We start from the raw sequence: 14,201 nt of genomic DNA, 5'->3' as shown, positions 1-14,201 counted from the left end.
CTCATAATCACACTCTAATTAGACTTGATGATTTTTGATTTCTACTTTTAACTTTAAAATTAGGTGGCTATGACATTTTCGTTGTTAGATATTTCTGCATTGGTGTGGTTTATCGTTTCTTGGGCTGGCTACACCGCCTTTGCCCGTAGCAAGGCGAGAGATACCGACTGTATTGCCCGTGGTCTGCATAAGCATAGAATTTACTGGATGCTTGAGGTGATGACCCGCGGTGTGCGCGTGGGTGATGCGGCACTACTGGCCAACTTAGAACGCAATATTGCTTTTTTTGCCTCGACCACGCTGTTTGTGCTTGCGGGTGTACTAACCTTATTTGCGCAAGTTGAACGACTAGAAAGTGTTATTGCGACGATTCCCTTTGCTACGCCACCGAATCATGCTCTGGTGCAAGTCAAGTTAGCTCTACTAGTCGGCATTTTTGTGATGGCTTTCTTCCAGTTTACTTGGTCAATGCGCCAATACGGCTTTGTGAACGTGATGATAGGCGCGGGCCCTCTGGACACCGATGGCTCAAATGACAATCTCAAAGCCTATGCAAGACAAATGGCGACAGTGCAAGATCAAGCGGCACACTCCTATAACTATGGTTTACGCGCTTATTACTTTTCAATGGCGGTATTGTGCTGGTTTGTACACCCGATACTTTTTATCTCGGCCAGCTTATTTGTGGTCGCAACCTTATATCGCCGCGAATTCAAGTCCCGTGCCGTTCTGGCGATCACGGCAGCGAAAGGCCATCTCCAAATAGAGAGCCAAGTGCGGGAAACCGCCCGCAACCACAAAATAGAATCATAGCCTTGGCGGTTTAGGCTGCTGCGTCATCTTGATTGGAATTATTGTTCTATACTCTTTGGGTTATGTTTCTATTGAATTACTGGGAGAGTGCCATGAGCGATAACTTATTAACCTTAGATGAAGTGTGCAAAATGCTAGATAAAACACCAGCGACCATTAAACGCTTCGCTCGGGAGAATTTACTCTCAAGTGTTCAAGATGGTGACGAATTAAAATTCCCTGAAGCGGAAGTTAAACGCTACCTCGCCTTTTCACAACGCTTAGGCTAAAACGCATCAAGTTACTCACGGCAAATAAAACTGAATAATCAGTATGTAAGCCGTTTGAATTTGAATTTGTAAAGGTGGCTTGAATTGAAATGTGATACTCAAATTTGAGTACGCTACTTAAGTTTAAGTCGTCGATAGCGAGTTAAAACAGACTGTGAATGCGATATGGACAGTGACGCTCAAAGGGATTTGAACTGAGCCATAGCGGTTTGTTGCGAAGGATTGGTTAGGCAAAACCTAGCGGTGTAAACCATTAAACTTAAGCGATGAAACTTTAAGCTATGTAAGTCTCAAGCTGTTAATCCAAAAGATTGAACCATTACTTATTATTTAAAGCCTGCTGCAACTGCCGATAGGATAACCACTCTCGCTGCACTTCACTTAGGCCTAAGTCAGCGGCGAGTTGTTGTAATTGCACTTCATATTTAGGCAATAGGGTTTCATCATTGGTCATAATCGCGAGTTCAGCAAAATCCCCTAAACCTTCGATATGATCGATTGTTAGATGAAATTCACCCAGAAAATAGATACTGCGGTGCTTTTTAATTTCCAGTACACACTCATAGCCTAAGGTCTGCAGCATACTTTTTGCTTTTGTTGCTTCAGTGATATTAACGGCTTCACAGCGGTCTTTTTCTGGCCCTTTCACTATCCACAGCATTATCCCCGATGGCTGCATCTCACGGATACACAAGCTCTTGTGCTCACCTTTAAGTGATTGTGATGGCAGATCAAAGTAACAGTCATGCTCAAGGTTATCTTCGAGCATGACCTCGGGATTTCTCATTTGTAAGGCAGCGAAAAAAGCGTGGCGATCCAATAAACGATATTTAAGCTCGACCTCAAACTTACCATTAAAATGAGCATTAATTTGTGGGGCTAATGCTTCTGGCATCGCAGGGTTCATAGATTCATATCCGCTTTTAATGGGTAAAATATATCGCTATTTATAATATTGAGCGCCAACGTCTTAATTCCAAAAATCAAATCCAAAGAACTTTAATCTAAAACCTTAAGCGAGTCTTTGGTACAAGGCCTGATACTCTGCACTGTCTTCAATTAAGCTCTGGTGAGTACCAGACGCAATAATCTTCCCCTGACCGAGTAAATGAATTTGATCCATCTTCGCCATAGCCGTTAAACGATGGCTAATCATCAGCAAGGTTTTATCCTGAGCAAATTCAAACAGTAAACTTAAAATTTCCCGCTCGGTGCGTTTATCTAGCCCTTCTGTTGGCTCATCGAGCAATAACAGCGGCGCATCACGCAGCAGCGCCCTAGCAACACCAATTCGGCGCTGCTCACCCCCCGAAAGCTGACGTCCACCTTCACCAATCCACATATCCAGCGGCTTATCACCCGTGAGTAAAGCGCTAAGCCCAACCCGCTGTAACACATCAATCAAGCGTGCGTCGTGGGCCGTGCGTTTCTCGCCTTCGATAACAGGTAGCGCTAATACTAAGTTTTCCCGCAAAGTACCTGCAAACAAATAGATGCGTTGACTAATCACAGTAATCGCATCCCTAAGACCGCGCTCGCTGTACTCTGAAAGTGCATGACCATCGAGCTTGATGTGCCCTTGCTGCGCTTGCCATTCTCGGGTAATCAGCGTCAATAAGCTCGACTTACCGCACCCCGTTGGTCCAAGTAACGCGACTTTTTGCCCAGCTTTTATCTCAAGGGACAAACCTTGCAGCACGTTTTGATCGTCTCGATAACCAAAGTGGATACCTTCAATCTGTAATGCGCCAGACTTTGCCCTCAAGCCAGTATCGACAGCAAATTGAATATCGGCCTTTTGTTCGGTGATTTCATTAATTCGCGTTGCGGCCAATACGCAACCTGACAAATGCTGAAACGCGCCCGCGATCGGCATCATCATCTCGACGCAGGCCATAGTCGCAAACACCATAAGTGCAAACATGGGCCCCGGCGGCACGGCATCACCCACACCTTGAGCGGCTAAATACAGCATCATGATCAAGGCTGAGCCCGTGGAGAGGATCAACATGGCTTGGCTGAGTGCAGTAATATTGGCCATCGCGCTTTGGCTGCGAAACAGCTCTGTCTGCGCATCATTCAGTTTTTGCCTGAATCTGTCGTTCGCGCCAAATAGACTGAGTTCGGCTTGGCCTTGCAACATATCCAGCAACTGCACCCGATAATGACGCTTGGTTTCGAGCATAGTTCGGCTTGGCGCGTGTCCAAGGCGATAAAATAGCAGTGGCATCACCAGCCAAACAGCGACTAAGAATAAGCAAAGACTGAGAGCAAGTTTGGCATCGAACCAAGCAAGAAACAGATACAAGAGCCCCGTCATCAGAAGGGATGCCGCCATAGGCGTGAGCAGTCGCAGGTAAAGATGATCGAGGGTATCGATATCGGCCACTAAGCGATTGAGCATGTCGCCACGGCGTAGCCCCTGCAGATTTTTAGCACTTAGCGGCAAGAGTTTACGCCACGCCCAAACACGAAGCTCAGTCAACAACTTAAAGGTTGCCTCATGGGTCGCTAAACGCTCGCCATAACGACTAGCGGTTCGGGCAATTGATAAGAAACGTACCCCGCCAGCAGGAGTGAAAAAGTTAAAGGACTGCGCCGTGACTATCGTCAAACCTGCAACAGCAGTAGCGGAAAGAAACCAGCCCGAAAGTGACAGTAAACCTATGCCCGCCATCAAAGTAATAATGGTCAGCAGCAAGCCCACGGACATCATCAACCATTGACGCGAGAACAATCGAATAAAGGGGATCAGCACTTTCATTGGGCATCTCCTTTAGTGGACTCGGCGGCACTGTCGAGTGGCGCGTCACTATCAAGCTGCGTCTCAATGGCGCTGGCCGATAACGGTACAAGTTCAATATCCGCCACGGACTCAACATTTTCACGCAGTAAAGTTTGGAATAAGCCGTTTGTGTCAGACAAAGTGGTAAAGTCGCCCCGCTGTACTATCAAGCCTTTATCGAGCACAAGAATAGTATCCATTTGATCTAACTGATCTAATCTGTGGGTCACCATAATGCACATCTTACCTGCCATGGCGCGATTCAGCGCAGAACTCACCGCCTGCTCACTCTGGCTATCTAAACTAGCTGTGGGTTCATCGAGGACAAACAAACTCGCCTGCTGCCCAAGCGCCCTTGCTAAAGCAATACGTTGAGCTTGGCCGACGGATAAACCGGAAGATTGTTCACCGACCGGCGCATCTAAACCCAGTGGTTGCGCCTTAACGAAGTCGCTGATATTGGCCTCAGCCAGTAAGTGCCACAGCGTATCGTCGGGCAGAGTTGGGTCGGCTAAGGCCACGTTATCCCGCACTGTGCCGTGAAATAACTGCGGTTCCTGTCCAAGCCAAGCTAAGTGCTGTCGCCAATGGGCTAAGTCTAATGCGGATAACTCATGGCCATTAATCAACAAATGGCCCTTGTAGGGTAAAAATCCCAATAAGGCGTTGAGTAAACTGGTTTTACCCGCTCCGCTCGGACCAACTAAAGCTAAGCGTTCACCCTCTTTTAACTCAAAACTCAGCGGGCCAAGTAAACGCGTGCCATCGACACTGAACACCTCAAGATTGTCGGCACTCAGCGTCTCTATGCTATTGATGCGGACGTGGCCGGCAAATTCAGGTTCCGGATGTTCGAGCAAGGTAATCAAAGCTTCTGCCGCGCCTATAGCCTGCGCCTTAGCATGGTAATGAGTCCCCATGTCGCGCAGCGGTTGATAAAACTCAGGAGCTAAAATCAGAATAAATAGCCCAGTAAATAAGCTGAAAGGAATACCGCCCACCTCAGGCACTATACTCGAGCTAATATTAGCATGGACGCTATAATAGCCAAAATCTAAGTGACCTAAGTAACTGAAACCAAAGTAAACTGCCAATACTGCAATCGATACCGCGGCAAAAAACTCTAAGACCGCAGAGCTTAAAAATGCCATGCGTAGCACCGACATAGTGCGGCTACGAAACTCTTCTGAAGCACTCGCGATCACCTTAAGCTCGGCATCACCACGGTGAAAAAGTTTCAAGGTGCTTAAGCCTTTTAATCTATCCATAAAATGGCCGCTCAATCTTGCAAGCGCACTGAAGTTCTTGCGATTAGCATCGGCAGCGCCCATGCCAACTAAGATCATAAACATAGGGATTAATGGCGCTGTGAGTAACAGGATTAAGCCTGCCGCCCAGTTAATCGGGAATACCGCTGCTAAAATGAGGATGGGAATAAAACCAGCAAGGCTGATTTGCGAAAGGTATCTGGCATAAAAATCTTGTAAATCTTCGACTTGCTCTAAGACTATGCTTGCCCAACTCCCTGCGGGTTTACCTTTAATAAATGCAGGACCTAGCTTAGTCAACTTATCCATCACTGCCGCGCGAATATGGCCACGTAGACGCTTACCCGCCTCAAAACTGGCGCGCTCACGCCCATAAGCCAGCAAGGCACGCAGTAACATCAAGGCAATTAGCGCAATAAAATGAGGTGTATAGGTATCAATACTCACGCTGGAACTGATCGTTTGGGCATTGTCAGTTAGCGGTACGACTTGCTGCCCTATGATCACGCCATCCAGAATCGTCGCAATAATATAAGCCTGTGCCACCATAGCGACGGCGCTTATCATCCCAAGCCATAACGACAATTTAAGGAACAGGCCACAGGCTTTTTTCTGGGCTTTAAGCCAAACAAGAAGGGATTTTTCTAACGACTTATCCATGGTGCTCCAACAAGAAAACAATTAAGCGACTCGTAGCGGGGATCGACTATCGATAACAACTCAGTTTAAGGGGCTTGCAACAGCTAAAAAGTTCCGATAGGGACGCAGTATCGCAGGCATCTACAACAGATGAAACCCTATCACAGACTTTTGCTAGCGGACTCACAAAAACGAGCTAAAGATAAATAAATCTAGGAGTTAACGGAACTTTACCTAGTACTAGCCTGATTTAAAAAACTTAGGTAGCATGAAGCTCTTTGTATTGAATGTCCTCTATCTATGCCAAATAAAAATGCTGGTTTCACCCTGATTGAACTCGTTGTGGTTATTATTATTCTTGGCGTATTAGCCGTAGTAGCTGCACCTAAATTCATTAATTTACAATCAGATGCCTATAAGAGTCAGCTCTCAGGTGCACTGGCTTCGATGAAATCCGCCGTCACTTTATTCAAGGCAAAGTCGGAAATTGCTAACAGCGGCACCACGAATAGAGTCGTTTACGACGAAATCCGTGGCGAAAACTATCAGCCTTGGGCTGCCAGTACCAGCGGTATAACGCCAAGTACAGCTTACACGACTCCGCCAGAAATTTTTAAAGCGGCAGGGCTAAATGTGAATGAGTGGTCCTATCGAATTTACACCACCAACGGCACCTATGAAGTTATCGCCACACCAAAACAAAAACTGAACCTTGCCACGCCCACAGAAGCGCAAGTCGAAGCGACAAATTGCTATATCGACTATAAATGGGAGACAACGGGCGTTCCCACTTATAAAAAAGTCGACACCGGTTGCTAAGCGACCTTAACGATAAAATATCTATAGAAAAAAACAGCGAGTTAACCTGATGTTATCTCGCTGTTTTATTTACGCCCTAAACTCATTTAGTTGTTAATGCTTACGTTTACAATTAAGCATTTTTAAAGAGTTCGCGCTTATTGCACTCCACCGTATTTCACTAGCACATGCCAGAGCAACTTAAGTTCATGGGCGACTTGTGCACGATTACCGCGCTCACGCCAATGCAGGGGGGAATGGTATAAATCCCGCGCCGCCACGCCTATGGCATGGGCATCAACTCTGTCTTCTATGGCAATCCGATTAGCCAGCGATGGCATAGTTGGCCCACGGAAATCACTGGGGATCTGCGCCGTATGCAGACTAAAGCCATCATGATATTGCAGCTCAATATCATATTTATCGCAAATTTTACTTAAGCTTGCGCCAATATCAGTACCCTTAAAACTGGGGTCCGCCACCAGCATGGCGATATCTTCATCGAGGGAAACATCACCATGGATCTGCGCCTCGATATAATGATCAAGATTATTCGATAGCGGCCGCTCGAAACGTGACAGCAAGGAAGCATTGAGCTGATGCCCCAAATAATGGATCACATTCAGCGGCTTAAAGTCGGATTTGCCTAAGGCATAGTGACGCTCAAAACTCTCAGTCAGCAGCGCCGCTAAAATATCATCGAAACATGACAGCGTGCCTTTCTCTTTCGGATTACGATACGAGTCGAGATAACTAAAGGTTGAGCGCGCCATCGCACTTGTATGAGTCAAAAAATAGCAGCTACCAAAACGTGGGGCGGGACCGTCTTGCCACATCCCCAGATCGAGTGCACCGTATTTAGGCCGAGATTTAGTGCCCTTGTATACATCCCCAAAAAGCTGATTTTCCCAATGATCCCGTGGGCCACCTAACTCAGGTGACAACTGACCATTGGAAATATGCGTCTCAAACTGGCTACGGTATTGACCATCGCGCAGTAAACCTTCGGCAACAGTCATACCACGGCTGTCGATTCTATCGGGGTGAAAATGCAGCGCAATTCGGCCACAGTTGAGCAATTGTTTAAGCGCGAGTTGCATCTCATGCATGGGGATATTTGACATCTGCTGCACATTTTTAATCACAGCGACGGCTTGTTCACTGCGTCCTCGTGCAAGGCGTTCAATATGCTGTATCGCTGTCATAATTCCACCTATAAATGAGAGGCGTTTAACCGTTCCCACAATGCCTCATCCTAAAATAAACGTGAGATAAATCGCAAGCATGCAGAGAACTGCTCTTAAGCCACTCCATCTAAATGACTAAGTTAAACATGAATGACTCAGTTAAACGTAACCGTGAAAACACTCAATAATTCTTTCGCTCGGTTCATTGTTAAAAATTCAGCGAATAACATCAATCACGAACTGCACAGATAGCTAAACCAATTGAGTCATTGATTAATTCTACTCCAATCGACTTTAGTTTATACCACTCTCATTATTGTAGCGTGATCTACCGCTAACTCATTCTAACTCTAGATAAAAAATGCCTATGACTTCAATTGATATTATGAACTAAGCTTAATAGTCATCTTATTCCTTGAAATCAATTAACTTCCATAACCTCAAACTCTGCCATCTAAACTTGCGCCTAAAAGATAAGCGAGGCCGAGTGAAAGCCGCCGACAAGCGATTTATGTGCCAATATGAATGAAACCCAACCCAAAAACCTTTATTAGATGGCACTTAAAGCCCTGATCCTGTAAGCTGCACGCCCGCCAGCAGACCTGGCTATTGACCATAAATGCAGCACAGTGTTGCCACAAGAGACCAATCTATGAGTTTTACCTCCCTGGGCTTATCGGCCCCGATACTTAAAGCCGTTGCCGAACAAGGCTACGACACACCTTCGCCAATCCAAGCTCAAGCAATTCCCGCTGTGCTTCAAGGCAAAGATGTGATGGCGGCCGCCCAAACAGGAACAGGTAAAACAGCAGGTTTCACCCTACCTATGCTCGAACTCCTGAGTAAAGGTAACCGTGCCCAAGCAGGCCAAGTGCGCGCATTAGTGTTAACTCCGACACGCGAATTGGCAGCTCAGGTTGCAGAAAGTGTTGAAACCTATGGTAAGAATTTGCCACTGCGCTCAGCGGTGATATTTGGTGGCGTGCCTATCAATCCACAAATTGCTAAATTGCGCCACGGTGTCGACGTATTAGTCGCCACGCCTGGTCGATTGATGGATCTATATAATCAAAAAGCGGTGAAATTCAGCCAGCTTGAGATCTTAGTGTTAGATGAAGCCGACCGTATGCTCGACATGGGCTTTATCCGCGATATCCGTAAAATTTTGGCCATTTTACCTAAGCAACGTCAAAATCTGATGTTTTCAGCCACCTTCTCCGATGAAATTCGTGAGCTGGCCAAAGGCCTAGTCAATGATCCAGTCGAAATTTCGGTCACGCCACGTAACGCGGCGGCGACCACAGTAAAACAATGGGTTTGCCCAGTTGATAAGAGCCAAAAATCGGCACTCTTGATCCAACTCATCAAGCAAAACGATTGGCAACAAGTATTGGTATTCTCGCGCACTAAACATGGCGCTAACCGTCTGGCGAAAAGCCTTGAAGAGGCAGGTATCAAAGCCGCCGCTATCCACGGTAATAAGAGCCAAACCGCCCGTACTAAAGCCTTAGCCGACTTTAAAAATGGTCAAGCTCGCGTACTGGTTGCGACCGATATCGCCGCCCGCGGTTTAGACATAGACCAATTACCACAAGTGGTTAACTTCGACTTACCGAACGTGCCAGAAGATTATGTGCATCGTATCGGCCGTACTGGCCGCGCTGGCGCATCGGGTCAAGCCGTGTCACTGGTAAGTAACGAAGAAATCAAACTGCTGAACGATATCGAGCGTTTGATCAATCGCGTATTAGACCGAGAAATGGTTGAAGGCTTTAACCATGAATTGCCAGAATCACGTTTGGGTGGCGGCGGGAAAAGTAGCGGTAAATCAGTACCAAGTCGTAGAAATACCCGCAGCTCAAACCAACCTAGCTCACGCGATGGTGCTCCAAGAAGCGCCGAGCATAAAGACGGTCAACGCAGCGGTGACGTCGCGCGCGGTCACAAGCCAAACGACAAGAACCCAAGACACAGCGGCGAAGCCAGTAGCGCACCCCGTGCCGATGCCAAACCTCGTCCACCACGTTCAAACGATGGCCGAGCCAATAGCGCAGGCACTAGTCGTCCAACTGAAAGCCGTTCAGGTGCTGGCGAGAATCGTGGCCAAGCGGGTGAGAACCCTTACGCCAATGGCCCAAAGAAAAACACCCGTCGCCCAAATAACGGTGCGAGTCGTCCAAGACATTCACAGGATTAATGCAAAAGCTAAGCGAACTTGCTTAGCGATTTAGCCGTATTAAGTCCCAAACAGAAACGCCCAACTCCGTATGGAATTGGGCGTTTTTGTTTGTCTTAGTTTGTCTTAGTTTGTCTTAGTTTGTCTTTATCGATGCTTAGCTCGTTATCTACGCTTTGAACAATAATCGGCTTGAACAATCACTGCCTTAAACAACCTAAAACGGCAACCTAAGTTAATTCGCCTTTGTATCTGGCAACTGCTGCAGGACTTCATCCGTAAAATAGGGTTCATCTTCAACCCAAAAAATGTAGTCTAAGCCTAGGTAGTTTTGTGCAAAATCCAACAGCTCAGGCACAGTATTCTTTTTACCCGTTTTAGGATTAATCTGCCGCAAATTACCGTCTTGCACCGCCATACCTTTCACCAGTGTCGCTGGGTACTCTTTAATAAAGGCATAACTTTGTGCCATATGACTTTTACGGTAAGGCATCAGATCTGGGCCACCAACACCCATGTTGAGCGATTTGGCTTGCGCAAATAAGCCTCGCATATAGCCTTTGTCATTCCATGGCAGCCATTCGTCTGGCAAAAAGTTCAAATACACCATAGCGGTTGAATGCTGAAATGACTCAGCTAATACCTGCATATTCTCGCCAATCGCATCAATATAGGCTTTAGGATTAAAATCACTGGGGAAGGTGGTTGTTCCGTCGGCGTTTTCAGTCCCCACATCAATTGAGCTTTCACTAAAGTTAATGCCCGCAATTTTCCCATCAAACTCTTGGCCAAGCTGACGCACCAATTGTTGATAACGTGCACGCACTGAGGGCTCCCACATTTTGGCTGACCAGCCATACTCATCATCCGTCACCGGTTTATTGGGATCACGCTCTGGTGCACTCAACATGCTTTGCTTCAACACACCGCCTTGATAAATAGGATCATCGAGCAAATAACGCGGCACATTGACTCTGGGCGTAAAGGATTTCTCTTGCAGCTGGATCCACAATTTTTTGCCTATCGAATCGAGATACGCAATATCGGCCCTAATCGCACTGAAATCATATTCGCCCTGCTTAGGCTCTAAACTGCGCCAAGTATAAACAATCTGCGCACCGCCAAAACGGGGATCGTGCAGCGCCTTGTCGGCACGAATGTTTTCTCCGTTGGCCTCACGATGATTAATATAGATAAAGTGCTGTAACGGTTGCGACTCTGACTTAGACTCCGGTTGCGGCTCTGGCTGAATTGATGCAACGCTCGCTGCGCTTAAAAAGATGCTTAGTAAAATAGTCCATCGAAACATAAATACTCCAAACCGATGCAGCCCTATCACCTGACAAAGCCGTTAATCCGCTCATTTATTTTTTACTCAGAATCACTTCTAACACAGGCAAGCTGAGGGGCATATCAATTAAGCAGACAAATACAAAGTGTTACTTAATCGCCCAATAAGATTCGAGGTGAAGTAGACACAAAGGTGTAGTGACTACCGCTATAAAACCCAACAAAAAAGGGAATAAACCTGAGTTTATTCCCTTTAAAAATAGAGCGAATTAAATCGAGGTACGATTCAACTCAAGCTAGGCCAAACTTACTTCATTGGCCAAGCGCGGTAAGATTTTCCTTTGATCCGGCCGCCAGTAATTTTGTTCAGTGCTTTCTTGGCAACCTTACGATTAACGGCCACATAGGCGCGGTAATCGGTCACTTGGATTTTACCCACCTGTGAGCCTTCGATACCGTTTTCGCCTGTCAGCGCGCCTAAGATATCCCCTGGACGCAGTTTTTCCTTCTTTCCGCCATCGATCTGCAGAGTGATCATGGTTGGGGCTGCAGGCGTGTTGCCGAGCAGGCTTTCAGATGGCAGTGATTCGCTGGTGATTTCGCGCTCTAAATACTCTTCTAACAAGGCAATTTTGTAACCGTCTTGGTCGTTATAGAAGGTATAAGCGGCGCCTTTACTGCCCGCACGGCCAGTACGACCGATGCGGTGAATGTGGACTTCGGTGTCGTAGGCAACGTGATAGTTAAACACGGCATCCAGCGCATCGATATCTAAACCACGGGCGGCAACGTCGGTCGCCACTAAGACGCAGGCACTCTTATTAGCAAATTGCAGCAGGGTTTCGTCCCTGTCTCTTTGCTCTAAATCGCCGTGCAAAGCCAATACGCTAAAGCCTAAACCTTCAAGCTCATCGGCCACTTTTTGGGTTTCGCGTTTCGTGTTACAAAACACCACCGCGCTTTCAGGCTTATGTTCTAACAACAATAATTGCAGCGCTTGCATACGCGCCTTGTCATCATCTAAATGATAGAAATGTTGGGCTATGCTCAAGCTGTCGTGATTACCTTCAACTTTAACCATGCTTGGGTCATACATGATTTGCTTAGCAATCGATTGAATTTGCTCTGGGAACGTCGCGCTGAATAGCAACGTCTGACGCTCACGAGGCGCTTGTTCGATAATCGCATCGAGGGCTGGTTGGAAACCCATTTCTAACATGCGATCGGCTTCATCGAGCACTAACATGTTGAGATTGCTTAAATCTAAGCGATTGCGATCTAAGTGATCAACGATACGGCCAGGCGTACCCACAATAATGTGCGCGCCGTGTTCCAGCGAGCCAACTTGTGGCCCCATAGGCACACCGCCGCAAAGTGTCAGTACTTTAACGTTATGAATACCACGGGCAAGGGTACGGATTTCCTGCGCCACTTGGTCGGCCAACTCGCGGGTTGGGCATAACACTAAGGTTTGAATGCGAAAGCGTTTAACGTCTAACTTGTTCAGTAATCCTAAGCCGAAGGCGGCCGTTTTACCCGAGCCAGTTTTACCCTGACCTATCACATCCTGCCCCGCTAAAATGGGTGGCAAACTTTGCGCCTGAATTGGCGTCATCTCGTTGTAGCCCATAGAAGAAAGGTTCTCAAGCAGTTCGGGTTTTAGCTTAAGAGTCGAAAAAGCCATTGATGGATTAGGCTTAGTATCAGAGTTGCTCAAGGTGAATATCCTGTGGTGGGTAACGAAGCGGCTGCTAGGTTACTGAAATTGCGTTACTTATCGATTTAACTGGTCTATCAAGATTCAGGTTAGCTTTGGGCTAGCTTGAGTTTAGATTTAAGCGCTAGGCTCGCTCAACCCAAAAGCACGGCTATTGTAGCAACAAAGCGCAGCTTTTGCCTCAAGTCCTTAAGCAATAGACATAGCAGGCGTAAACAGCAACAAAAAAGCCCCGTAGCAATACAGGGCTTAGACTTAGATTTAGGCTTGGATTTAGAATTAGCTCAGTGCGGCAGATTTAACAAATTACGCGATCTGGCCGAAACGCCCTTCTTGGTAATCGCGAATCGCCTGCTGAATCTCCGCTTGGGTGTTCATCACAAAGGGACCCATCTGGACGATTTTTTCACGGATAGGTTTACCCGCAAACAGTAGCATCCCAGCGCCGCGCTCATCGGCTTTAAGCTTAAGCACACTTTGGCTATCGATCACTAAAAACTCGCCCTGATGATGTTGATTTGAAGCAGATGACCACTGTGAATCTTCACCTTTACTTAAGTCACCTTGGTACAAGTACAAGGCGACAAACTCATGTTGAGACAAATCGAGCGTGGCCTCAGCATTTGGCGATAGACTTAAATCAGCAATAGCAGCCTCACCCGCTAATCCTTGAATAGCCGCACTAATAAGCGGCTGATCTTTAAAGCCCCAATCACCCGCTAAGGCTTTTAAGCTAGCGCCAGTGTTATTGGTCACTTCAACGCTCGCGCTACCCGCAGTATCTTGATACTTAGCTGGACGCAGCTTGTCTTTGGCGGGCATATTGACCCAAATTTGAAATCCATGCAGACCATCGACAGCATCGGCAAGTGGCATTTCAGAATGCACTACACCGAACCCTGTACTCATCCACTGCACATCGCCGGCACGAATCGCCTTCACATTACCCATTTGGTCACGGTGCTCAAAACCGCCCTTACGAATATAAGTAAAGGTCTCCATCCCGCGATGGGGATGTACGGGGAAACCGCCAATAAAGTCTTGTTCATCATCGGATTTTATTTCGTCGATCATCAAGAAAGGATCAAATTTAGTCGTCACAAAATCGGCGACACGGCGAATATTGACCCCATCGCCATCCCTCACGGCTTTGGCGGAAAACTGACTTAATACTTTCATTGCTGCTCTCCTATCGGTTGAGCAAAGCGATACGTGAAACGCCAAGATCATACGGCTAACACAAGACGCAAACGCTTTGC

11 protein-coding genes are annotated in these 14,201 nt (G+C 46.9%); 4 read left to right on the top strand and 7 right to left on the bottom strand.

The features are described from left to right. The first annotated feature begins 69 nt into the window (after positions 1-69). On the top strand, positions 70-813 hold the full coding sequence (locus tag KO533_RS10045; RefSeq protein ID WP_131524297.1) for a DUF599 domain-containing protein: 744 nt from the start codon (positions 70-72) through the stop codon (positions 811-813). Between the two features lie 92 nt (positions 814-905). Beyond that, positions 906-1,082 (top strand): helix-turn-helix domain-containing protein, encoded by a 177-nt coding sequence (locus KO533_RS10040; RefSeq protein WP_006082937.1) that lies wholly within the window; start codon positions 906-908, stop codon positions 1,080-1,082. A gap of 319 nt (positions 1,083-1,401) precedes the next feature. Here KO533_RS10040 and cyaB read toward each other — a convergent pair whose 3' ends face one another. The 3 genes from cyaB to cydD form a co-directional block, all read right to left on the bottom strand. Beyond that, positions 1,402-1,989, bottom strand: coding sequence for a class IV adenylate cyclase (gene cyaB / locus KO533_RS10035; protein WP_219253954.1), 588 nt, complete (start codon positions 1,987-1,989; stop codon positions 1,402-1,404). 105 nt (positions 1,990-2,094) lie between these two features. Then, entirely contained in the window at positions 2,095-3,846 is a 1,752-nt protein-coding gene (cydC, locus tag KO533_RS10030) for a cysteine/glutathione ABC transporter ATP-binding protein/permease CydC (protein WP_219253952.1), read from the bottom strand. Next, positions 3,843-5,795, bottom strand: coding sequence for a cysteine/glutathione ABC transporter permease/ATP-binding protein CydD (cydD, locus tag KO533_RS10025; RefSeq protein ID WP_219253951.1), 1,953 nt, complete (start codon positions 5,793-5,795; stop codon positions 3,843-3,845). The genes cydC and cydD overlap by 4 nt, the downstream gene beginning before the upstream one ends. 279 nt (positions 5,796-6,074) lie before the next feature. Here cydD and KO533_RS10020 point away from each other — a divergent pair, with 279 nt between their 5' ends. After that, a complete protein-coding gene (locus tag KO533_RS10020; RefSeq protein ID WP_113939039.1) occupies positions 6,075-6,593 on the top strand; it encodes a prepilin-type N-terminal cleavage/methylation domain-containing protein in 519 nt (172 codons plus the stop codon). Between the two features lie 137 nt (positions 6,594-6,730). Here the strand turns inward: KO533_RS10020 and KO533_RS10015 are convergent, their stop codons facing one another. After that, a complete protein-coding gene (locus KO533_RS10015) occupies positions 6,731-7,777 on the bottom strand; it encodes a DUF3626 domain-containing protein (RefSeq protein ID WP_219253949.1) in 1,047 nt (348 codons plus the stop codon). Positions 7,778-8,411: 634 nt separating this feature from the next. Between KO533_RS10015 and KO533_RS10010 the strand changes: the two genes are divergently transcribed. Next, the gene (locus KO533_RS10010) at positions 8,412-9,956 is read left to right on the top strand and encodes a DEAD/DEAH box helicase (RefSeq protein WP_113939041.1); all 1,545 of its coding nucleotides are present in this window, start codon (positions 8,412-8,414) and stop codon (positions 9,954-9,956) included. A gap of 214 nt (positions 9,957-10,170) precedes the next feature. On the opposite strand, the gene KO533_RS10005 is transcribed toward KO533_RS10010, so the two are convergent. The 3 genes from KO533_RS10005 to KO533_RS09995 all read right to left on the bottom strand — a co-directional run bounded on the left by KO533_RS10005 (position 10,171) and on the right by KO533_RS09995 (position 14,121). Continuing rightward, the gene (locus KO533_RS10005) at positions 10,171-11,244 is read right to left on the bottom strand and encodes a hypothetical protein (RefSeq protein ID WP_219253947.1); all 1,074 of its coding nucleotides are present in this window, start codon (positions 11,242-11,244) and stop codon (positions 10,171-10,173) included. A 288-nt stretch (positions 11,245-11,532) separates the two neighbouring features. Further along, a complete protein-coding gene (gene dbpA, locus KO533_RS10000) occupies positions 11,533-12,909 on the bottom strand; it encodes an ATP-dependent RNA helicase DbpA (RefSeq protein ID WP_011847678.1) in 1,377 nt (458 codons plus the stop codon). Positions 12,910-13,248: 339 nt separating this feature from the next. Next, positions 13,249-14,121 carry a pirin family protein gene (locus KO533_RS09995; RefSeq protein WP_219253945.1) on the bottom strand — a complete coding sequence of 291 codons (873 nt, stop codon included), beginning with the start codon at positions 14,119-14,121 and terminating at the stop codon, positions 13,249-13,251. Positions 14,122-14,201 lie beyond the last annotated feature (80 nt).

Source organism: Shewanella sp. NKUCC05_KAH, assembly GCF_019345585.1.
Taxonomy (GTDB): domain Bacteria; phylum Pseudomonadota; class Gammaproteobacteria; order Enterobacterales; family Shewanellaceae; genus Shewanella; species Shewanella oncorhynchi.
The sequence above is the reverse complement of the archived record's forward strand: the minus strand, read 5'-3'. Positions and strand labels throughout refer to the sequence as shown.

What these genes read in the sequence shown, in the direction of transcription:
- cyaB (WP_219253954.1), bottom strand. Translation starts at nt 1,989, where the DNA reads ATGAACCCTGCGATGCCAGAAGCATTAGCCCCACAAATTAATGCTCAT.
- cydD (WP_219253951.1), bottom strand. Translation starts at nt 5,795, where the DNA reads ATGGATAAGTCGTTAGAAAAATCCCTTCTTGTTTGGCTTAAAGCCCAG.
- KO533_RS10005 (WP_219253947.1), bottom strand. Translation starts at nt 11,244, where the DNA reads ATGTTTCGATGGACTATTTTACTAAGCATCTTTTTAAGCGCAGCGAGC.
- dbpA (WP_011847678.1), bottom strand. Translation starts at nt 12,909, where the DNA reads ATGGCTTTTTCGACTCTTAAGCTAAAACCCGAACTGCTTGAGAACCTT.
- KO533_RS10040 (WP_006082937.1), top strand. Translation starts at nt 906, where the DNA reads ATGAGCGATAACTTATTAACCTTAGATGAAGTGTGCAAAATGCTAGAT.
- KO533_RS09995 (WP_219253945.1), bottom strand. Translation starts at nt 14,121, where the DNA reads ATGAAAGTATTAAGTCAGTTTTCCGCCAAAGCCGTGAGGGATGGCGAT.
- KO533_RS10010 (WP_113939041.1), top strand. Translation starts at nt 8,412, where the DNA reads ATGAGTTTTACCTCCCTGGGCTTATCGGCCCCGATACTTAAAGCCGTT.
- KO533_RS10045 (WP_131524297.1), top strand. Translation starts at nt 70, where the DNA reads ATGACATTTTCGTTGTTAGATATTTCTGCATTGGTGTGGTTTATCGTT.
- cydC (WP_219253952.1), bottom strand. Translation starts at nt 3,846, where the DNA reads ATGAAAGTGCTGATCCCCTTTATTCGATTGTTCTCGCGTCAATGGTTG.
- KO533_RS10015 (WP_219253949.1), bottom strand. Translation starts at nt 7,777, where the DNA reads ATGACAGCGATACAGCATATTGAACGCCTTGCACGAGGACGCAGTGAA.
- KO533_RS10020 (WP_113939039.1), top strand. Translation starts at nt 6,075, where the DNA reads ATGCCAAATAAAAATGCTGGTTTCACCCTGATTGAACTCGTTGTGGTT.